The following is a 22,309-nucleotide window of genomic DNA, read 5'->3' on the forward strand; positions in this document are numbered from 1 at the left end:
CTCAGCGAACCTCGACCACAGTGCCCTGCAACCGCTGCAAGGCTTCGTTGACCGGTTGCGGCAACAACTGGCGCAGGCAGTTGTAGTGGCCGAAACGGCAGGTGCGGTCAAAACACGGGCTGCATTCCAGGCCCTGGCGCACCACTTCGACCTTGTCGGCCAACGGCGGGGTAAACCCTGGGGAGGTCGAGCCGTACACCGCGACCAGCGGGCGGTTCAGCGCCGCCGCGACGTGCATCAGCCCGGAGTCGTTGGACACCACCGCATCCGCGCAGGACAGCAAGTCGATGGCCTCGGCCAGCGAGGTGTCGCCACTGAGGTTCACCGCTTCTTCGCGCAGGCCGGGGATCAGGCGCTGGCGGATGTCTTCACCCACCGCATGATCGTTCTTCGAGCCGAACAGCCACACCTGCCAGCCTTCGCGGATCTTCGTCTCCGCGACTTTGGCGTAATGCTCCGACGGCCAGCGCTTGGACTCGCCAAACTCGGCACCGGGGCACAGCGCGAGCACCGGACGATCAAGGGCCAGGCTGAACTTGGCCAGGGCCGCGTCGCGGGTGATCGGGTCGATCTGCAGGCTCGGGCGCGGATACGGCGTCGGCAACTCGGCACCCGGCGCGTAGGCCAGGGCCATGAAGCGTTCGATCATCAGCGGGTAGCGCGCCTTGTCGAGCTTGCGCACGTCGTTGAGCAGACCGTAGCGAAACTCGCCGCGCCAACCGGTGCGCTTGGGAATGCCGGCGAAAAACGGCACCAGCGCCGATTTCATCGAGTTGGGCAGCAAGATCGCCTGGTCGTACTGCCCGGCCAGGGATTTGCCGATGCGACGGCGGGTCGCCAGTTCGAGGGCGCCATGGCCGAGCGGGAAGCTCAAAGCCTGGCGCACTTGCGGCATGCGCTCAAGGATCGGCCGGCTCCACTCAGGGGCGAGCACGTCGATTTGGCAGTCGGGATGACGTTGTTTGAGGCACTGGAACAGTGTCTGCGCCATCACCATGTCACCGACCCAGCTGGGCCCAACGATCAGAATATTCATGTAGTTTCCACAAACGATGCGGGGAGGCTTACGCCTCCCCGCCTCGATGATTACTGTAGATCGCACTTTGTGTGGCAGCGGGCTCGCTCGCGATAGCATCACCGCGGTCCGCTAGACAGACCGCAGCGCCTGCATCACGAGCAAGCCTGCTCCCACATGAAGCCGGTTTCCACATTAGATTGGCGTCGCTCATTTAATCGAGTGTCAGCTTAACCCCAGCGCCTGCCAGATTCGCATCACCTGGCGCCGTTCGTCGGCGAACTGATCCCCGGCCACCGTACCGGCTTCGTTCTGCAAAGCCTGGCGGTGCGCCGCGGAACGGTAGGCCTTATATACCTCGCGCAGTAAATGGGCATCGGCGGCGGGCATCAGCCCGACCTGCTCCAGGCCCTCCAGAATGCGGATATTGTCGGTGTAGCGCAGCAACGATGGATGTTGCGCAGACCATGCCAAAGCGGCGTATTGCACCATAAATTCAATATCGACGATACCTCCGGCGTCCTGCTTGAGGTCGAACGCCACCGTCGGTTCGAAGGCATTCGCGCCGGTACCGGCCGCCGTGGCCCGGGTCCCGAGGTTGTCGCGCATCTTGGCGCGCATCTCGCTGACCTCCTGGCGCAGCTTCGTCAGGTCGCGTTCACGGCCCAACACCTTGGCCCGCACCTGCTCGAAGGCGCGGCCCACGTCCTGGCTGCCCACCAACACCCGCGCGCGGATCAGGGCCTGATGTTCCCAGGTCCAGGCTTCGTTTTCCTGATAGCGCGCGAAGGCGCCGAGGGAACTCACCAGCAAACCGGATGCGCCCGACGGCCGCAGGCGCATGTCCACTTCATACAATTGCCCCGAGTTGGTCTGGGTGGTCAGCAAGTGGATGATCCGCTGGCCCAGGCGCGTGAAGAACTGCGCGCCGTCGATCGGCTTGGCGCCATCGGTTTCGGCCTGCGGGTCGCCGTCATGGATAAACACCAGGTCCAAGTCCGAACCATGCCCCAATTCGATGCCGCCGACTTTCCCATAACCGACAATGATGAACCCAGGATCGCACACGCTGCCGTCCAACCGTTGCGGCGCGCCGTGGCGGGCGACGGTCTGGCGCCAGGCCAGGGCCAGCACTTGTTCGAGGATGGCTTCGGCGAGCCAGGTCAGGTAGTCGCTGACTTTCATCAGCGGCAGGCTGCCGGCGATTTCCGAGGCGGCCACGCGCAAGCGGTGAGCCAGCTTGAAGTGCCGCAGCGCTTCCATCTGCTGCTCAAGGTCGTCTTCGGGGATACGCGTAAGCCGTTCGCGCAGTTCGGCGGCGAGTTCCGGCGCCAACGGCGGCTTGAACAAGCGGCCTTCGTTGAGCAATTCGTCGAGCAGCAGCGGGAAGCGGGTGATCTGTTCGGCGATCCACGGGCTGGCGGCGCACAAGGTCAACAGGCGCCGCAGGGCGTCGGGGTTTTCCGTGAGCAACACCAGGTAGGCGGACCGCCGGGCGACGGCTTCCACCAGCGGCAAGACGCGTTCCAGCACCAGGTCCGGGTTGGCGTGCTCGACGGCCTGCGCCAGCAGACGCGGGATAAACGCATCCAGGCGCTCGCGACCGAGGCGCTGCATGGCGCGCAATTGCGGGCTGCCGCGCAGGCCGGCCAAGGCTTTGAGCGCTTTGGGCGCGTCAGTGAAGCCACCTTCGGCCAGTTGGCGGCAGGCCGCGTCTTCGTCCTGGGACTCTTCCCACAGTGGCAACCATTCCCCACCGACGACCAATTCGCTTTCTTCGCCGTCTTCTTCATCCGGATCAGCGATCACCTGGCGGAAGTGCCAGTCTACCCGCCCACGCCAGTACATCAGGCGCTCATGGAACGCGGCCCAATCGGCGAAGCCGAGCATAAAGGCAATGCGCGCCTGGTCTTCGGGGCTGTCCGGCAGCATCTGGGTCTGGCGGTCGGCAATCGCCTGGATCGCATGCTCGGTGTAACGCAGGAATTCGTAGCCATCGCGCAACTCGGCGATCACCGCCGGCGGCAGGTAGCCCTGGCCTTCCAGGGTGCCCAGCACCTTGAGCAACGGCCGTTGCTGCAGGCTGAGGTCGCGCCCGCCATGGATCAGCTGGAACGCCTGGGCGATAAATTCCACTTCGCGGATGCCGCCCGAACCGAGCTTGATGTTGTCGGCCATGCCCTTGCGCCGCACTTCCTGCTGGATCAACTGCTTCATGGTGCGCAGCGCTTCGATGGCGGAGAAGTCCAAATAGCGGCGGTAGACGAACGGTCGCAGCATGTCGAGCAGTTGCGCACCGGCCACCTGATCGCCGGCCACCACGCGCGCCTTGATCATGGCGTAGCGCTCCCAGTCGCGGCCCTGGTCCTGGTAATACTGTTCCAACGCATTGAAGCTGAGCACCAGCGCGCCCGCCGAACCGTAAGGCCGCAGGCGCATGTCGACACGGAAGACAAAACCGTCGACGGTCATCGGGTCGAGGGCCTTGATCAGTTTTTGCCCCAGGCGAATGAAGAACTCCTGGTTATCCAGGGCGCGCTTCACCCCCACCGTCTCGCCGCCTTCGGGGTAGGCGAAGATCAAGTCGATGTCGGATGACAGGTTCAGCTCCACCGCGCCGAGCTTGCCCATGCCGAGGATCACCATCTGCTGCGGCTCACCGCTGCGGCGCCCGGTCGGCGTGCCGAACTGCGCGCAATGGCGCTGGTACAGCCACTGGTAGGCCTGGTCGATGCTGGCGTCGGCCATGTCGGAGAGGTCGCGACAGGTTTGCACCAGATCCGCCTGGCGGGTCAGGTCGCGCCAGATGATGCGGACTTGCTGGCGGGTACGCTGGCGGCGCAGCACGCGGCCCAACTCATCTTCTGTTTCAGCCTGTTGCACGGCACCGGCAATCTGCCCGCACAGCTCGCCCGGTGCAAAACCACGGTCCAACTCGCCCCAGGCGACCAGTTCGAGCAACATCAACGGGTCACGAACACTCTGTTCAATCACGAAATCACTGGCCGCGCACACCCGCGCGAAATCGGCCCAGCGTTGCGGCGTCCATTCAGAAAGGCCATGATCGTCGTCCAGCGCGGCCACTGCGTCACGGAATGACTGTTCGGCCCGAATGGCGAACGGCAAGAGAACGGCCGGCAGCTCGGCCAGCGTTGGAAGGCTCATGGTCTATCCTTGAACGGCGCGTAAAGGGCTTGTTGCGGTGAACGCAGGAGGCAGGCGCGATGAATGACTGTCGAACAAAAGTTAGAAATAGCTGAAAATTCATAAATTTTGGCAGGTAACATTAAATTTCTACCTTTTCTTCTTCGCAAAAGATCAACAATAACGATTATGCTCACCTAACGGACCGAGCAATCCGCTCAGTCTTGTGTAGTTTTACTACTCGTATATACATTCGAAAGGCTGAAATGGCCGACGATTTGTAGTAAAACTACAGGACGCCGGAGCAACCTCCGGCCATCCAAGAATTTATGTCGTCTGCCCACAAGGCCAGTCGCAAACTTCAGGCAACCGATTCTGGTAGCCTTTCCGCCCTGGAGCAAGCCATGCAAGACCTCGATCCCGTCGAAACCCAGGAATGGCTGGACGCCCTGGAATCGGTTCTCGACAAAGAAGGCGAAGACCGTGCTCACTATCTGATGACCCGTATGGGCGAACTCGCGACCCGCAGCGGCTCGCAACTGCCCTACGCCATCACCACGCCATATCGCAATACCATCCCTGTTACCCACGAAGCACGCATGCCTGGCGACCTGTTCATGGAACGCCGCATTCGCTCGCTGGTACGTTGGAACGCCATGGCGATGGTAATGCGTACGAACTTGAAAGATTCTGACCTGGGCGGTCACATCTCCAGCTTCGCTTCCAGCGCAACGCTCTATGACATCGGCTTCAACTACTTCTTCCAGGCCCCGACCGACGAACACGGCGGCGACCTGATCTACTTCCAGGGCCACACCTCGCCAGGCGTCTACGCCCGTGCGTTCATGGAAGGTCGCATCAGCGAAGAACAGATGAACAACTTCCGCCAGGAAGTCGACGGTCAGGGCCTGTCGTCCTACCCGCACCCTTGGCTGATGCCTGATTTCTGGCAGTTCCCGACCGTTTCCATGGGTCTGGGCCCGATCCAGGCGATCTACCAGGCGCGCTTCATGAAGTACATGGAAGCCCGTGGTTTCATCCCCGAAGGCAAGCAGAAAGTCTGGTGCTTCCTGGGCGACGGCGAGTGCGACGAGCCGGAATCCCTGGGTGCCATCTCCCTGGCCGGCCGCGAGAAGCTGGACAACCTGATCTTCGTCATCAACTGCAACCTGCAGCGCCTCGACGGCCCGGTTCGCGGCAACGGCAAGATCATCCAGGAACTCGAAGGCGTGTTCCGCGGTGCTCAGTGGAACGTGACCAAAGTCATCTGGGGCCGTTTCTGGGACCCACTGCTGGCCAAGGACGTCGACGGTATCCTGCAACGTCGCATGGACGAAGTCATCGACGGCGAGTACCAGAACTACAAGGCCAAAGACGGCGCGTTCGTGCGTGAACACTTCTTCAACACGCCTGAACTCAAGGCGATGGTTGCCGACCTGTCCGACGACGAGATCTGGAAACTCAACCGTGGCGGCCACGACCCGTACAAGGTCTACGCGGCGTACCACGAAGCGGTCAACCACAAAGAACAACCGACCGTCATCCTGGCCAAGACCATCAAGGGTTATGGCACCGGTGCCGGCGAAGCGAAGAACACTGCGCACAACACCAAGAAAGTCGACGTCGGCAGCCTGAAGCTGTTCCGCGACCGCTTCGACATCCCGGTCAAGGACGAAGAGCTGGAAAACCTGCCGTTCTTCAAGCCAGAGCCGAACAGCGCCGAAGCCCGTTACCTGAGCGAGCGTCGTGCCGCACTGGGCGGTTTCGTGCCACAGCGCCGTGCCAAGAGCGTCAACATCCCAACACCGGCGCTGGATACCCTCAAGGCCATCCTCGACGGCTCGGGCGACCGTGAAATCTCCACCACCATGGCCTTCGTGCGGATCCTCGCGCAGTTGGTCAAGGATAAGGAAGTCGGTTCGCGCATCGTGCCGATCATCCCGGACGAAGCCCGTACCTTCGGTATGGAAGGCATGTTCCGTCAGTTGGGCATCTACTCCTCCGTCGGCCAGCTCTACGAGCCAGTCGATAAAGACCAGGTGATGTTCTACAAGGAAGACAAGAAGGGCCAGATCCTCGAAGAAGGCATCAACGAAGCGGGCGCCATGAGCTCCTTCATCGCGGCCGGTACGTCGTACTCCTGCCACAACCAGCCGATGCTGCCGTTCTACATCTTCTACTCGATGTTCGGCTTCCAGCGTATCGGCGACCTGGCCTGGGCAGCAGGCGACAGCCGTACCCGTGGTTTCCTGATCGGCGGCACCGCCGGCCGCACCACGCTGAACGGCGAAGGCCTGCAACACGAAGACGGTCACAGCCACATCCTGGCGGCCACCATTCCGAACTGCCGCACCTTTGATCCAACCTACGGCTATGAGCTGGCGGTGATCATCCAGGACGGCATGAAGAAGATGACCCAGGAGCAGCAGGACGTTTTCTACTACATCACCGTGATGAACGAGTCCTACCAGCAACCTGCCATGCCGGCCGGTGTCGAGGAAGGCATCATCAAGGGCATGTACCTGCTCGAAGAAGACACCAAGGAAGCAGCGCATCACGTGCAACTGATGGGCTCCGGCACCATCCTGCGCGAAGTGCGTGAAGCGGCGAAGATCCTGCGTGACGAATTCAACGTCGGCGCCGACGTGTGGAGCGTGACCAGCTTCAACGAACTGCGTCGCGACGGCCTGGCCGTAGAACGCAACAACCGCCTGCACCCAGGTCAGAAGCCTGAGCTGAGCTACGTCGAAGAATGCCTGACTGGCCGTAAAGGTCCGGTCATCGCATCCACCGACTACATGAAGCTGTTTGCGGAACAAATTCGCCAGTGGGTCCCGTCCAAGGAATTCAAAGTCCTGGGCACCGACGGTTTCGGCCGCAGTGACAGCCGCAAGAAGCTGCGTCACTTCTTCGAAGTCGACCGTCACTTCGTGGTGTTGGCAGCCCTGGAAGCCTTGGCTGACCGCGGTGAGATCGAACCCAAGGTGGTGGCTGACGCCATCGTCAAGTTCGGGATCAACCCGGAAAAACGCAACCCACTGGACTGCTGAGGAGACTTTTTGTGAGCGAACTCATTCGCGTACCTGACATCGGCAGCGGTGAAGGTGAAGTAATCGAGCTGTTTGTGAAGGTCGGCGACACCGTCGAAGCCGACCAGAGCATCCTGACCCTGGAATCGGACAAGGCGAGCATGGAAATCCCTGCTCCCAAGGCCGGCGTGGTCAAGAGCCTGAAAGTGAAGCTGGGCGATCGCCTGAAAGAAGGCGACGAACTGCTGGAGCTGGAAATCGAGGGCGCCGCCGCTGCGGCCCCTGCTCCAGCTGCCGCAGCTGCACCGGCGCCAGCGCCAGCGCCGGCTGAAAAACCTGCTGCTGCCGAGGCTCCTGCGGCCCCGGCTGCCGCACCGGCCGCAGCCACCATCCAGGACATTCATGTCCCGGACATCGGCTCGTCGGGCAAGGCCAAGATCATCGAACTGCTGGTCAAGGTCGGCGACACCGTCGAAGCCGACCAGTCGCTGATCACCCTGGAGTCCGACAAGGCCTCCATGGAAATCCCTTCGCCGGCTGCCGGCGTGGTGGAAAGCATCGCGGTCAAGCTGGAAGACGAAGTCGGCACTGGCGACTTCATCCTCAAGCTGAAAGTCCAAGGCGCTGCGTCGGCTGCTGCCCCGGCACCGGCCGCTGCGCCGGCTGCCAAGGCTGAAGCCGCACCGGCCGCCGCGGCTCCAGCTCCAGCGCCTGCCGCAAACGCCGAGGCCGCACCGGCCCCGGCGGCGGCACCGGCACGAAGCGGTGCCAAGGTTCACGCCGGCCCTGCCGTGCGCCAACTGGCCCGCGAGTTCGGCGTCGAGCTGAACGCCGTCACGGCCACCGGCCCGCACGGTCGCGTGCTCAAGGAAGACGTGCAGGTTTACGTCAAATCCATGATGCAGAAAGCCAAGGAAGCCCCGGCTGCCGGCAATGCTACCGGTGGTGCTGGCATTCCGCCGATCCCGGTCGTGGACTTCAGCCGCTTCGGCGAAACCGAAGAAGTGCAGATGACCCGCCTGATGCAAATCGGCGCGTCGAGCCTGCACCGCAGTTGGCTGAACATCCCGCACGTGACCCAGTTCGACCAGGCCGACATCACCGACCTGGAAGCTTTCCGCGTTGCGCAGAAAGCCGTGGCCGAGAAGGCCGGCGTGAAACTGACCGTGCTGCCACTGTTGCTCAAGGCCTGCGCGCACCTGCTCAAGGAGCTGCCGGACTTCAACAGTTCGCTGGCGCCAAGCGGCAAGGCGATCATTCGCAAGAAGTACGTTCACATCGGCTTTGCCGTCGACACCCCGGATGGCCTGCTGGTACCGGTCATCAAGAACGTCGACCAGAAGAGCCTGCTGCAACTGGCTGCCGAAGCCGCTGCGCTGGCTGCCAAGGCCCGCGACAAGAAGCTCACCGCGGACGACATGCAGGGCGCATGCTTCACCATCTCCAGCCTCGGTCACATTGGCGGCACTGGCTTCACGCCAATCGTCAATGCGCCGGAAGTGGCGATCCTGGGCGTTTCCAAGGCGACCATCCAGCCGGTATGGGACGGTAAAGCCTTCCAGCCGAAGCTGATGCTGCCACTGTCGCTGTCCTACGATCACCGCGTGATCAACGGCGCCGCAGCGGCACGCTTCACCCAGCGCCTGAGCCAACTGCTGAACGACATCCGCACCATCTTGCTGTAAGCCGCGACGGGCCTCCCTTGCACGAGGGAGGCCCGATTGCATCGATTTCCGAGCGCCACGCTCGTACCTCAACCCCGCCACTTGGCGGGGCTTTTTTTGCGCGTTTCTTGGACAGTAAAAACAGGGTTGTACACCACCTATCACCCCGATTGCAGAAATCGACCGCGTAGCCGATATAACCCTTATAGCACTTAGCCTTCATCCTCTCTTGTCAGCCTGGGCTGCATGATGCAACCTTGCTGCAGGCAACAGTAAAGAGGGCGTGAGCCCGGCGCCGAGTGCGTTTTTTCAAGTGAGCTTCCCCATGAAAAGCCAACCCGATGTCGCCCGGACGGCGGCCGAGGTAGTGACGCAATTACCGGTGCCTTCGCGCCTCGGTATGCTGCGTTTCGAGCGGCTGAATGAGGCAAGCTGGGCCCTGCTCTACCTAGACCCCAATTGCGAGCGCCAATTCGGCCTGCCGGCGGTTGAACTGTGCGCGCTGATCGGCTCGCCCTACGCCAGCCTGATGGAGCCACAGGCGCGCTATCAACTGCACGATGCCATCCAGCAGCAACTGGCCGAGAGCCCTCATTACCTGGTGCGCTACACCCTGCACACCAACGACGGCCCTCTAAGCCTGCTGGAACTGGGCGAAGCCTACAAACAACACAATCGCCACCTGCTGCGGGGCTACCTGATGGTGGTCGACGGCCTGTTCAGCGAGATCCCGTCGACAGCGCCGACAGCCGACCTGGAAAGCCAGAACAGCCGCCTGCAGATCGCCCTGGAACTCAACCAGCGCGCGCAACAGGAACAGTTGCTGCACCTGGAACGGGTACGCGCCCAGCAAGAGCTGATCCTGCTGCTCGCACGCCAGCGCTACACCACGAATAATTCGCTGCAGGAAGCCGCCGAGCTGATTACCCGCAGCGCCTGCGATATCTACCAGATCGATTGCGCCAGCATCTGGAACCTCGAAGGCCAGCGCCTGGTACCGATCTCGGCGTACCAGCGCGCCGATCAGCGCCACCACTTGCCCGAGCCGATTGATGCCAGTGGCTTTCCGGACTATCTCGAAGCCCTGCAAACCAGCCGGGCGATCGATGCTACCAATGTCATGCGCGACCCACGCACCCGCGAAATGGCCGAATCGCTGCAGGCCAACGACGTGCATGCAATGCTCGACGCGAGCATCCGTGTCGATGGCCAGGTCGTGGGTGTGCTGTGCCTGGAACAAAGCGGCTGCACACGCGTCTGGCAGTCCGACGAGATCGCCTTTGCCGGCGAGCTGGCGGATCAGTTCGCGCAAGTGATCAACAATCACAACCGTCGTACCGCCACCAGCGCCCTGCACCTGTTTCAGCGCGCGGTGGAACAAAGCGCCAACGCCTTCCTGCTGGTCAATTGCGATGGCGTGGTGGAGTACGTCAACCCCAGTTTTACCGCGATCACCCAGTACAGTACCGAAGAGGTCCACGGCCATCGCCTGGCGCAATTGCCCGCGCTGGAAAACCTCAGCGAATTGCTGTTCGACGCGCCGTCGAGCCTGGCCAAGAGCAACAGCTGGCAGGGCGAGTTCAAGAGCCGACGCAAGAACCTCGAACCCTATTGGGGCCAGCTGTCGATCTCCAAGGTCTATGGCGACAATCGCGAGCTGACCCACTATATCGGCATCTACGAAGACATCACCCAGACCAAGCTGGCCCAGCAGCGCATCGAGCGCCTGGCCTATACCGACAACCTGACCAACCTGGGCAACCGTCCGGCGTTTATCCGCAACCTCGACGAACGCTTTGCCCGCGACAGCGACAGCCCGATCTGTCTGTTGCTGGTGGACATCGACAACTTCAAGCGGATCAACGACAGCCTCGGCCACCAGACCGGCGACAAGCTGCTGATCAGCCTGGCCCGGCGCCTGCGCAACAGCCTCAGCGCCGGTGGCAGCCTGGCGCGCTTTGCCAGTAACGAATTTGCGGTATTGCTCGACGACACCGACCTGGAGAGCGGCCAGCTCGTTGCCAGCCAACTGTTGGCGACCCTCGACAAGCCGATGTTCGTCGACAACCAATTGATCAGCGTCACCGGCTCCGTGGGCCTGGCCTGCGCGCCGCTGCATGGCCGCGACCCGCAAACCCTGATGCGCAACGCCGGCTTGGCCCTGCACAAGGCCAAAGCCAACGGCAAACACCAGGTACAAGTGTTTACCGAAGCGCTGAACGCCGAGGCCAGCTACAAACTGTTCGTGGAAAACAACCTGCGCCGCGCCCTGACCCAGAACGAGCTGGACGTGTTCTACCAGCCCAAGCTGTGCCTGCGCAGTGGCCGCTTGTTGGGCATGGAGGCGCTGCTGCGTTGGAACCACCCGGAAAAGGGCATGATCCGCCCCGACCAGTTCATCAGCGTGGCCGAAGAAACCGGCCTGATCATCCCCATCGGCAAATGGATCGCCCGCCAGGCCTGCCGCATGAGCAAGCAACTGAGCGCCGCCGGCCTGGGCAACCTGCAGGTGGCGATCAACCTGTCGCCCAAACAGTTCTCCGACCCGGACCTGGTGGCCTCGATTGCCTCGATCCTCAAGGAAGAAGAACTGCCGGCCAACCTGCTCGAACTTGAGTTGACCGAAGGCCTGCTGCTGGAGGCCACCGAGGACACCCGTCTGCAACTGGACCAGTTGAAAAGCCTGGGCCTGACCCTGGCCATGGACGACTTCGGCACCGGTTACTCGTCGCTGAGCTACTTGAAAAAATTCCCGATCGACATCATCAAGATCGATCGCAGCTTTATCCACGAAATCCCGGACAACCAGGACGACATGGAAATCACCTCAGCCGTGATCGCCATGGCCCACAACCTCAAGCTCAAGGTCGTGGCCGAAGGCATCGAGACCGCCGAGCAGTTGGCGTTCCTGCGTCGGCACCGTTGCGACGTCGGCCAGGGCTATCTGTTCGACCGGCCCATCCCCGGTTCAGAGCTGCTCGAGAAGCTTAAACGCTACCCTCGCGGGCCAATCGCCTGACAGCGCTGTAACACTCGGGCACACTGGCTGTCTGATTCTTTACTGTTAACTCAACCTGACGAGAGGACTGCTCATGGTCTTGCGCTCGGAAATTCTGGTGAACAAAAACGTGCTTCCTACTGCAGAACAAGCTTTGCCTGGCCGCGAAACCCCGATGACGCTGCCGGAGACGCACTTCGTCAACGGCAACCCGCTGCTCGGCCCGTTCCTCGACGACGTCGGCTTCGCGATCTTCGGCCTGGGCTGCTTCTGGGGCGCAGAACGCAAATTCTGGCAGCGCGATGGCGTGGTCAGCACCGTGGTCGGTTATGCCGGCGGCTACACGCCGAACCCGACCTACGAAGAAGTCTGCTCGGGCCTGACCGGCCATAGCGAAGTGGTGCTGGTGGTGTATGACCAGGCCAAGGTGAAATACGAAGACTTGCTGAAGATGTTCTGGGAACTGCACAACCCGACCCAGGGCATGCGCCAGGGCAACGACATCGGCAGCCAGTACCGTTCAGTGATCTATGCCACCACGCCGGAGCAATTGGCGGCGGCGCAGGCCAGTGCGCAGGCGTATCAGCAAGAGCTGACCAAGGCTGGCCTGGGGCCCATCACCACGGAAATCGACGAGGCCCCGACGGTGTACTTCGCCGAGGCGTATCACCAACAGTACCTGGCGAAGAATCCGCAGGGCTATTGCGGGATTGGCGGTACAGGCGTGACCTGCCCGATCTAAAAAAATGTGGGAGGGGCGGTGCGACGGTTCGACTTGCCCCCGATAGCAATGTATCAGGTACAGATGTATGGACTGATACACCGTTATCGTGGGCAAGCCCCCTCCCACATGGGCTTGCGCCAGACTCGGTTACTCAGCAATCAGCCAATCCATCTGCCACCCGCCCTGGGTCTGGCCCAGTTGCTTGGACAGCCACGGCAGCAGCTCACGCAACTCCTCCTCCAAGCCCCACGGCGGGTTGGCAATCGCCAGGCCCGAGCCGGTCAGGGTGTTGGGCGTGTCCAACGGATGCACCAGCAATTCGACGCGCAGCAGCTTCGGCGCACCGGTGCCGGCCAGGTCCTGGTAGAAACGGCGCAACATGCGCTGGTCCTTCACCGGGTACCAGATCGCTGCGACCGTCTGGCGCATGCGGCCGACCGCCTCTTTGAGCGACGCCGCGCAGCGCTGCATTTCGTCGAGCTGTTCAAACGGCGGGTCGATCAGCATCAGCGCACGCTTTTCCGGCACCGGCAGCAACGCGCGTGGCACATGCCAGCCTTCGCCCAGGTGAACCTTGACGCGACGATCGCCCTTCATGTTGTCCTTGAGCAGCACGCCGTCTTCCGGGTGCTTTTCATTGAGCAGCACGCGGTCCTGGGGGCGGGTCAGGCGGCGTGCCAGTTCCGGCGAACCGGGGTAGTAGCGCAACTGGCCATCCGGGTTCATCTCGTGCAGCACGCGCATGTAGTCGGCGGTCAATGGCGGCAGATCGCTCTTGCCCCACAGACGGGCGATGCCTTCCAGGTATTCACCGGTACGGTTGGCCTGATCGCCCTGCAGGTCGTACAGACCGATCCCGGCATGGGTATCGAGGTAGGCGAACGGCTGCTCCTTGCGCGACATCAAGGCGATGAGGCGGGTCAAGGTCAGGTGTTTGAAGACATCGGCGTGGTTGCCGGCGTGAAAGGCGTGACGATAATTCATGGTTGCTCCTGCGCAGGGGGCGAAGTTTACCTGCTACACGGGCAAAGGTGCAGGGCCGCATGCCGGGCGGTGCTTATGCCGCAAAGACAGGTGTCCTTGTGAAAACAATCTAATCCTTACAGCATGTGCGGGCTTGCCCGCGACACAAGCGACGCGGTATTACCTGCACACCGCGATGATGCCATCGCAGCCAAGCCGCCTCCCACCCTGCCCGGGGGCGCCCTTAAAAACCAAGGAGGTCAACAATAACCATGAAAGACGCCACCATCGCCCTGCACCACGGCTTCAAGTCCGACCCGACCACCAAGGCCGTCGCGGTGCCGATCTACCAGAACGTCGCCTTCGAATTCGATAACGCCCAGCACGGCGCCGACCTGTTCAACCTGGACGTACCCGGCAATATCTACACGCGGATCATGAACCCGACCAACGATGTGCTGGAGCAACGCATGGCCGCGCTCGAAGGCGGTATCGCCGCGCTGGCCGTGTCCGCCGGCAGCGCAGCGATCCACTATGCGATCCAGACCCTGACCCGCGCCGGTGACAACATCGTCACCACGCCGCAGCTCTATGGCGGCACCTACACCCTGTTCGCCCACCTGCTGCCGAGCTTTGGCGTCGATGTGCGCTTCGCCCGCGATGACAGCGCCGAGGCCATCGCCGAACTGATCGACGACAACACCAAGCTGGTGTACTGCGAAAGCATCGGCAACCCGGCGGGCAACATCATCGACCTGCAAGCCCTCGCCGACGTGGCCCACGCCCGTGGCGTACCGCTGATGGTGGACAACACCGTGGCCACGCCGATCCTGTGCAAACCGATCCAGTTCGGTGCCGATATCGTGGTGCATTCGGTGACCAAATACGTTGGCGCCCATGGCAACTCCCTGGGCGGCGTGATTGTCGACAGCGGCACGTTCCCGTGGGCGAAATACGCCGAAAAATTCCCCGGCCTCAACCAGCCCGAACCGGCTTACCACGGCGTGGTCTACACCGAAAAATTCGGCCCCGCCGCCTTCATCGCCCGCGCCCGCACCGTACCGCTGCGCAACACCGGCGCAGCACTGGCGCCGATGAACGCCTTCCTGCTGCTGCAAGGCCTGGAAACCCTGGCCCTGCGCATGGAACGCCACACCGAGAATGCCTTGAAGGTCGCGCAGTTCCTGCAAGATCACGCCGAAGTCGAGTGGGTCAGCTACGCCGGGCTGCCCGATCATCCGCACCACGCGCTGGCGCAGAAATACATGCAGGGCAAACCGTCGGCGATCCTGTCGTTTGGTCTGAAGGGCGGTTACGAAGCCGGTGTACGCTTCTACGACGCCCTGCAAATCTTCAAACGCCTGGTGAACATCGGCGACGCCAAATCCCTGGCCTGCCACCCGGCGTCCACCACCCATCGCCAGATGAACGAGCAGGAACAGGCCAAGGCCGGCGTGAAGCCGGAGATGATTCGCCTCTCGGTGGGGATCGAGGCGATTGAAGACTTGATCGAGGATCTGCAACAGGCGCTGGCTGCAACACACGCCTGAGGCCAGATAAGCGACCCGCGCGCCATGGCTAACATCTGCATGGCGCGTGAAGCAGGCGACCTTGTGCCGCAAGGTCGTCAGCGTAAAGGCAGTGAAAATTCACGCCTCTGTCGGAAACCTGGCGCAACTCAGTAGCCCTTTTCCCAAAAGCAAAAAACCACCGAAAAATCCCCCGCCAAAACCACGACACCGCTCGAACCGCTCTTTAAATTGCGCAGCCATGCTCATTCAAAAAGGACTGTTTCCATGGCAAGCAGCGACCGCCCTTCGAACCGATCACCATGGTTGGGGAGTCGCTAATGCCTCAGCCCAATGAAGGTTCGATCAAAAAAATGCTGGGAATCTCGACCAAGAGCTATTTGCACAGCGGAGAGATAAAGAGGTACAGCGAAACGATTGCGCGGGTTTCGAAGACGGCAAAGCTGCTGAAAAAAGGCACGCCGCTGGGCATCGCGTTGAGTACGACTGCAACGGCGTTGGAGATCAAGGAGGCGTGTTCCACTGGAAGAGAGGAGCACTGCAGGAAAGCGAAGTATGTAGAGGCAGGTAAATTGACCTTCGGTGTAGCAGGAGGAATCCTTGGAGGTCAGATCGGAATGGGCTTGTGTGTCGCCGTAATGGCTCCTACAACCGGGCCATTCGCCTTGAGCTGTCTTTTGATAGCCGGCGGAGTCGGAGGCGCTATTTTCGGGCACTGGGGTGGTGAAATTGGCGCTACGGCTGGAGAGGTTCTGTATGAATATTGAGTACTTCCTCAATCTCCCCACGAAAGACCAAATAGCACTTGGGTCAGCGGCCGCAATGCTCATAGCGGTTATTCTCGATCTATTTCTGGCCTATCGGAAATTAGAGGTGATGGAGCGCTATTTGGATCAGTGCAGCCTCTTGAGCACGTACAAACATCTTTTGAGCAACTCCTTACGTGGAAGATTGGGCAGGCTATGCGTGGTCTACGTGGCAATCGCTCTGCCGCGATGGAATGCAAAACGTGGCGTCGTTGATTTACAGCAGGTGGAGGCGTTTCCGAGCTGCCTAAAACTTGCTCTTCACGGGACAGCCCTGATCGGACTAGTCGGAGTTGCAGGCGCGACGATCTTTCATTTCCGTGATCAATTGAACGTATAAGCACCCGATTGCAGGGGCCAGATTTTGTTTGGTCGCTATCTACTTTGCTTAAGCACCAGAAGGAAAAACGGCCCGCTATCCAAAAGATAGCGAGCCGTTTTCTTCAACACATCAGGCGCATAACGCCCGAGGTTTTATTTGTTGAGGTTGTAGTCTTTCTCGGCAGCATCAAAGCGCTCAACCATACCCGCAGTCGGCGCGCCCAGCTTGCTGACGATGTAGATCGCCAGGCTGGCGAAGATGAAGCCTGGGATGATTTCGTACAGGCCCAACAATTCGAAATGCTTCCACACGATCACGGTGATCGCGCCGACCAGAATGCCAGCCAGTGCGCCGTTGCGGGTCATCTGCTTCCAGATCACCGAGATCAGCACCACAGGGCCGAACGCGGCGCCGAAGCCGGCCCAGGCGTAGCTCACCAGGCCCAATACGCGGTTATTCGGGTTGGCGGCCAGGCCGATGGCGATCACGGCCACCAGCAGCACCATGGCGCGGCCGACCCACACCAGCTCAACCTGGGAAGCGTTCTTGCGCAGGAAGGTCTTGTAGAAGTCCTCGGTCAGGGCGCTGGAGCACACCAGCAATTGGCAGCTCAAAGTGCTCATGACCGCCGCCAGAATCGCCGACAGCAGAACGCCAGCAATCCATGGGTTGAACAGCAGCTTGGCCAGCTCGATAAACACGCGCTCGTGGTTCTCGGTCACGGGGCCGGCCACTTCCGGGTGCGCCGAGAAGTAGGCGATGCCGAAGAAGCCCACGGCCACGGTGCCGCCCAGGCACAGGATCATCCAGGTCATGGAGATGCGACGCGCCTTGGCGATCGACTTCACCGAATCCGCCGCCATGAAGCGCGCGAGGATGTGCGGCTGGCCGAAGTAACCCAGGCCCCAGCCCATCAGCGAGATGATGCCGATGAAGCTGGTGTTTTTCAGCATGTTGAAGTTGTCGGGGTTCTTCGCTTCGATCGCCAGGAACGTGGTATCGATACCGCCGGTGGCCAGCAGCACGATGATCGGCGTCAGGATCAGCGCGAAGATCATCAGGGTGGCTTGTACGGTGTCGGTCCAGCTCACAGCCAGGAAACCACCGACGAAGGTGTAGGCAATCGTCGCCGCCGCGCCGGCCCACAGCGCAGTCTCGTAGGACATGCCGAAGGTGCTTTCGAACAGACGGGCACCAGCCACGATGCCGGAAGCGCAATAGATGGTGAAGAACACCAGGATCACTACTGCGGAGATGATCCGCAGCAGGCCGCTTTTATCTTCGAAACGGCTGGAGAAGTAATCCGGCAGCGTCAGGGCGTCGCCGTTGTGCTCGGTCTGCACGCGCAGGCGACCGGCCACGAACAGCCAGTTGAGGTACGCACCGACGATCAGGCCGACGGCGATCCAGCTTTCCGACAGGCCGGACATGTAGATCGCGCCCGGCAGGCCCATCAACAACCAGCCGCTCATGTCGGAAGCACCGGCTGACAAGGCAGTCACCACGCTACCGAGGCTGCGACCGCCCAGGATGTAATCGGAAAGGTTGTTGGTGGAGCGATAGGCCATGAAGCCGATCAGCACCATTGCTGCGATGTAGATCACGAACGTGATCAGGGTTGGATTACTAACGCTCATAGAAGTGACGCCCTGGCTTTGTTTTTATGTAGCGGCGGTCTGTCAGACGGCCACCCACTGATCCAGTGAGTAAACGTAGCTGCATCGCGCGCATTTATGACTGACGTTTCCCCAGGAAAGCCGTCAGCCGATGAACCACACCATACGGGTGGTTGCACCTTGGCCGCGAATGCTATTCAACAAAGCAAATAAGGTGCAACCAGTTTCTCGCGAATAAGTTGCACCTTGATGTGTTTTACAGAAAACACCGCGTTTTTGCTCCTTTTCGGAGCAAGAACAGCCGATCTCAGAAGCAAATGCACCAAAGTGCAGCGGATTCGGTCGAGTGTCGGTTTTTTCCCGATGGAACGGCGAAAAATTCATGCATAAAAAGGGTTGCACCCGGTTGCACCTCTTCCAGACCGAAGCTAATCTTGCCGCCAGCTGATGCCACTCGGTAGTGGCACCCATGAGGATAAGAAAATGGCTACAACCACCCTTGGGGTCAAACTCGACGACCCGACCCGCGAGCGCCTGAAGGCGGCCGCGACCTCCATTGATCGCACGCCGCACTGGCTGATCAAGCAGGCGATTTTCAATTACCTGGAGAAACTCGAGGGTGGTGCAACCCTGACCGAGCTCAATGGCTTGAGCAGCAAGGAGGCCGACGACGCCGGAGAGGTCCAGGCCGACCACGTCCATCAGTGCTTCCTCGAGTTCGCCGAGAGCATCCTGCCGCAATCCGTACTGCGCGCCTCGATCACCGCCGCTTACCGCCGCCCGGAGCCGGAAGTGGTGCCGATGCTGATCGAACAGGCTCGCCTGCCGGCCCAGATGGCCGAAGCCACGAATAAGCTGGCCGCGTCGATTGCAGAAAAACTGCGCAATCAGAAGAGCGCCGGCGGCCGTGCCGGCATCGTCCAGGGTTTGCTGCAGGAATTCTCCCTGTCGTCCCAGGAAGGCGTGGCACTGATGTGCCTGGCCGAAGCGCTGCTGCGCATCCCCGACAAAGGCACCCGCGACGCACTGATCCGCGACAAGATCAGCACCGGTAACTGGCAACCGCACCTGGGCAACAGCCCGTCGCTGTTCGTCAACGCGGCCACCTGGGGCCTGCTGCTGACCGGAAAACTGGTCGCCACCCACAACGAAGCAGGCCTGACCTCATCCCTGAGCCGCATCATCGGCAAGAGCGGCGAGCCGATGATCCGCAAGGGCGTCGACATGGCCATGCGCCTGATGGGCGAGCAGTTCGTCACCGGCGAAACCATCGCCGAAGCCCTGGCCAATGCGAGCAAGTTCGAAGCCAAGGGTTTCCGCTATTCCTACGACATGCTCGGTGAAGCCGCACTCACCGAACACGATGCACAGAAGTACCTCGCCTCTTACGAACAAGCCATTCATTCCATCGGCAAAGCCTCGAACGGCCGTGGGATTTATGAAGGCCCGGGCATTTCCATCAAGCTGTCGGCCCTGCACCCACGTTACAGCCGTGCCCAGTACGAACGAGTGATGGACGAGCTGTACCCGCGCTTGCTGTCCCTGACCCTGCTGGCCAAGCAATACGACATCGGCCTGAACATCGATGCCGAAGAAGCCGACCGCCTGGAACTGTCCCTGGACCTGCTCGAACGCCTGTGCTTCGAGCCGCAACTGAGCGGCTGGAACGGCATCGGTTTCGTGATCCAGGCCTACCAGAAGCGCTGCCCGTATGTGATCGACTACGTCATCGACCTGGCGCGCCGCAGCCGCCACCGCCTGATGATCCGCCTGGTAAAAGGCGCGTACTGGGACAGCGAAATCAAGCGCGCCCAGGTCGAAGGCCTGGAAGGCTACCCGGTCTATACCCGCAAGGTGTACACCGACGTGTCCTACATCGCCTGCGCACGCAAACTGCTGTCGGTGCCGGAAGTCATCTACCCGCAGTTCGCCACGCATAACGCCCACACCCTGTCGGCTATCTACCATATCGCCGGTCAGAACTATTACCCCGGCCAGTACGAGTTCCAGTGCCTGCACGGCATGGGCGAACCGCTCTACGAACAGGTCGTCGGCAAAGTGGCCGAGGGCAAGCTGAACCGTCCGTGCCGCGTGTACGCCCCGGTCGGCACCCACGAAACCCTGCTGGCCTACCTGGTACGTCGCCTGTTGGAAAACGGCGCCAACACCTCGTTCGTCAACCGTATCGCCGACCAGTCCATCTCGATCCAAGAGCTGGTGGCCGATCCAGTGGCCAGCATCGAGCAAATGGCGACGCTGGAAGGCGGCTTCGGCCTGCCGCACCCGCGTATTCCATTGCCACGCGATCTGTACGGCAGCGACCGCGCCAACTCGGCCGGTATCGACCTGGCCAACGAACACCGTTTGGCGTCGTTGTCCTGCGCCCTGCTGGCCACCGCGCACAATCACTGGAAAGCCGCGCCGATGTTGGGTTGCGCCGCCAGTAATGAAGCTGCGACGCCGGTGCTGAACCCGTCCGACCTGCGTGATGTGGTCGGCCACGTACAGGAAGCGACCGTCGATGACGTCGACAACGCGATCCAGTGCGCCATCAACGCCGGCCCGATCTGGCAGGCGACTCCGCCCGCCGAGCGCGCCGCGATCCTTGAACGCGCCGCCGACCTGATGGAAGGCGAGATCCAGCCGCTGATGGGCCTGCTGGCCCGCGAAGCCGGCAAGACCTTCGCCAATGCCATCGCCGAAGTGCGCGAAGCCGTGGACTTCCTGCGTTACTACGCGGTGCAGGCGCGTCACGATTTCACCAACGACGCCCACCGCCCATTGGGCCCGGTGGTCTGCATCAGCCCGTGGAACTTCCCGCTGGCGATTTTCAGTGGGCAAGTCGCCGCCGCACTGGCCGCCGGTAACCCGGTATTGGCCAAGCCTGCCGAGCAAACCCCGCTGGTGGCCGCACAAGCGGTACGTATCCTGCTCGAAGCCGGTATTCCGGAAGGCGTGCTGCAACTGCTGCCGGGCCAGGGCGAAACCGTTGGTGCGCGCCTGGTCGGCGATGATCGCGTCAAAGGCGTCATGTTCACCGGTTCCACCGAAGTCGCGCGCCTGCTGCAACGCAATGTCGCCGGGCGCCTGGATGCCCAGGGCCGACCGATCCCGCTGATCGCCGAAACCGGTGGCCAGAACGCGATGATCGTCGACTCCTCGGCCCTGACCGAACAAGTGGTCATCGACGTGGTGTCGTCGGCCTTCGACAGCGCCGGCCAGCGTTGCTCGGCCCTGCGTGTACTGTGCCTGCAGGAAGATTCTGCAGACCGCGTCATCGAAATGCTCAAGGGCGCCATGGCTGAATGCCGTTTGGGCAACCCGGAGCGCCTGTCGGTGGATATCGGCCCGGTGATCGACGCCGAAGCCAAGGCTGGCATCGAGAAACACATCCAGGCCATGCGCGACAAAGGCCGCGCGGTGTACCAAGTGGCGATCGCCGACGGCGAAGAGATCAAGCGCGGCACCTTCGTGATGCCCACCCTGATCGAGCTGGAAAGCTTCGACGAGCTGCAACGGGAGATCTTCGGCCCGGTGCTGCACGTGGTGCGCTACAAGCGCAAGGAGATCGACCAGTTGATCGGCCAGATCAACGCTTCCGGCTACGGCCTGACCCTGGGCGTACACACGCGCATCGACGAGACCATCGCCAAGGTGATCGACAACGTTCATGCCGGCAACGTCTATGTCAACCGCAACATTGTCGGGGCGGTGGTCGGCGTGCAGCCGTTTGGCGGCGAAGGTTTGTCGGGCACCGGCCCGAAAGCCGGTGGTCCGCTGTACCTGTACCGCCTGCTGTCGACGCGTCCTACCGATGCGATCGAGCAGTCCTTCGTTCGCGGCGATGCATTGTCCGCACCGGACGTGCGCCTACGCGACGCCATGAGCCAACCGCTGACCGCCTTGAAAGCCTGGGCCGACAGCCACACGCTCAGCGACCTGAGCGCCCTGTGCAGCCGGTTCGCCACGCAATCGCAAAGCGGTATCACCCGCCTGTTGGCCGGCCCGACCGGCGAGCGCAACAGCTACGCCATCCTGCCCCGCGAGCACGTACTGTGCCTGGCAGAAGTAGAAGGTGACCTGCTGACCCAACTGGCGGCGGTATTGGCCGTCGGCGGTTCGGCGGTATGGCCGGAAACCGAGCTGACCAAAGCCTTGTTCCCACGCCTGCCGAAAGAGATTCAGGCGAAGATCAAGCGCGTGGCCGACTGGACCAAGGACGATGTGCTGTTCGACGCAGTCCTGCACCACGGCGATTCCGATCAACTGCGCGCGGTTTGCCAGCAAGTGGCCCAGCGTGGCGGGGCGATTGTCGGGGTACATGGTTTGTCCCAAGGCGAGACAGCAATTGCCCTGGAGCGTCTGGTGATCGAGCGTGCGCTGAGCGTCAACACCGCAGCGGCGGGCGGTAACGCCAGCCTGATGACCATCGGCTAACTGCCGGAACGCGGTAAACATGTGGGAGGGGCGGTGCGACGATTCGACTTGCCCCCGATTGC

Annotated in this window: 13 protein-coding genes; 8 read left to right on the forward strand and 5 right to left on the reverse strand. The window is 61.7% G+C overall.

Going from position 1 to position 22,309, the window contains the following annotated elements; genetic code table 11:
• Position 1: 1 nt before the first annotated feature.
• Together waaF and glnE are read right to left on the reverse strand one after the other, a co-directional pair.
• On the reverse strand, positions 2-1,036 hold the full coding sequence (waaF, locus tag NR164_RS07550) for a lipopolysaccharide heptosyltransferase II (RefSeq protein ID WP_256822559.1): 1,035 nt from the start codon (positions 1,034-1,036) through the stop codon (positions 2-4).
• 204 nt (positions 1,037-1,240) lie between these two features.
• Positions 1,241-4,180, reverse strand: coding sequence for a bifunctional [glutamate--ammonia ligase]-adenylyl-L-tyrosine phosphorylase/[glutamate--ammonia-ligase] adenylyltransferase (gene glnE / locus NR164_RS07555; protein ID WP_046384938.1), 2,940 nt, complete (start codon positions 4,178-4,180; stop codon positions 1,241-1,243).
• Positions 4,181-4,563: 383 nt separating this feature from the next.
• Here glnE and aceE point away from each other — a divergent pair, with 383 nt between their 5' ends.
• The 4 genes from aceE to msrA all read left to right on the forward strand — a co-directional run bounded on the left by aceE (position 4,564) and on the right by msrA (position 12,592).
• Positions 4,564-7,209 (forward strand): pyruvate dehydrogenase (acetyl-transferring), homodimeric type, encoded by a 2,646-nt coding sequence (gene aceE / locus NR164_RS07560; RefSeq protein WP_046384939.1) that lies wholly within the window; start codon positions 4,564-4,566, stop codon positions 7,207-7,209.
• Positions 7,210-7,220: 11 nt separating this feature from the next.
• Positions 7,221-8,873: a dihydrolipoyllysine-residue acetyltransferase gene (aceF, locus tag NR164_RS07565; RefSeq protein ID WP_256822560.1), complete on the forward strand. Its 1,653-nt coding sequence runs from the start codon at positions 7,221-7,223 to the stop codon at positions 8,871-8,873.
• A 304-nt stretch (positions 8,874-9,177) separates the two neighbouring features.
• On the forward strand, positions 9,178-11,871 hold the full coding sequence (locus NR164_RS07570) for a bifunctional diguanylate cyclase/phosphodiesterase (protein ID WP_079442701.1): 2,694 nt from the start codon (positions 9,178-9,180) through the stop codon (positions 11,869-11,871).
• Between the two features lie 73 nt (positions 11,872-11,944).
• The gene (gene msrA, locus NR164_RS07575) at positions 11,945-12,592 is read left to right on the forward strand and encodes a peptide-methionine (S)-S-oxide reductase MsrA (RefSeq protein WP_017849811.1); all 648 of its coding nucleotides are present in this window, start codon (positions 11,945-11,947) and stop codon (positions 12,590-12,592) included.
• Positions 12,593-12,721: 129 nt separating this feature from the next.
• On the opposite strand, the gene NR164_RS07580 is transcribed toward msrA, so the two are convergent.
• Positions 12,722-13,558 (reverse strand): 23S rRNA (adenine(2030)-N(6))-methyltransferase RlmJ, encoded by an 837-nt coding sequence (locus NR164_RS07580; protein ID WP_017849812.1) that lies wholly within the window; start codon positions 13,556-13,558, stop codon positions 12,722-12,724.
• Positions 13,559-13,809: 251 nt separating this feature from the next.
• On the opposite strand from NR164_RS07580, the gene NR164_RS07585 reads away from it, so the two are divergent.
• The 3 genes from NR164_RS07585 to NR164_RS07595 all read left to right on the forward strand — a co-directional run bounded on the left by NR164_RS07585 (position 13,810) and on the right by NR164_RS07595 (position 16,212).
• Positions 13,810-15,087, forward strand: coding sequence for an O-acetylhomoserine aminocarboxypropyltransferase/cysteine synthase family protein (locus NR164_RS07585; protein ID WP_256822561.1), 1,278 nt, complete (start codon positions 13,810-13,812; stop codon positions 15,085-15,087).
• Between the two features lie 299 nt (positions 15,088-15,386).
• On the forward strand, positions 15,387-15,833 hold the full coding sequence (locus NR164_RS07590; RefSeq protein ID WP_256822562.1) for a hypothetical protein: 447 nt from the start codon (positions 15,387-15,389) through the stop codon (positions 15,831-15,833).
• A complete protein-coding gene (locus NR164_RS07595) occupies positions 15,823-16,212 on the forward strand; it encodes a hypothetical protein (RefSeq protein WP_057003650.1) in 390 nt (129 codons plus the stop codon). The genes NR164_RS07590 and NR164_RS07595 overlap by 11 nt, the downstream gene beginning before the upstream one ends.
• Before the next feature lie 134 nt (positions 16,213-16,346).
• Here the strand turns inward: NR164_RS07595 and putP are convergent, their stop codons facing one another.
• Positions 16,347-17,831 carry a sodium/proline symporter PutP gene (putP, locus tag NR164_RS07600; protein WP_177031433.1) on the reverse strand — a complete coding sequence of 495 codons (1,485 nt, stop codon included), beginning with the start codon at positions 17,829-17,831 and terminating at the stop codon, positions 16,347-16,349.
• A 123-nt stretch (positions 17,832-17,954) separates the two neighbouring features.
• On the reverse strand, positions 17,955-18,212 hold the full coding sequence (locus NR164_RS07605) for a hypothetical protein (RefSeq protein WP_256822563.1): 258 nt from the start codon (positions 18,210-18,212) through the stop codon (positions 17,955-17,957).
• 81 nt (positions 18,213-18,293) lie between these two features.
• On the opposite strand from NR164_RS07605, the gene putA reads away from it, so the two are divergent.
• The gene (gene putA, locus NR164_RS07610) at positions 18,294-22,247 is read left to right on the forward strand and encodes a trifunctional transcriptional regulator/proline dehydrogenase/L-glutamate gamma-semialdehyde dehydrogenase (RefSeq protein ID WP_256822564.1); all 3,954 of its coding nucleotides are present in this window, start codon (positions 18,294-18,296) and stop codon (positions 22,245-22,247) included.
• Positions 22,248-22,309: the final 62 nt, after the last annotated feature.

Source organism: Pseudomonas sp. Pse79 (genome assembly GCF_024519615.1).
GTDB classification, from domain to species: domain Bacteria; phylum Pseudomonadota; class Gammaproteobacteria; order Pseudomonadales; family Pseudomonadaceae; genus Aquipseudomonas; species Aquipseudomonas veronii.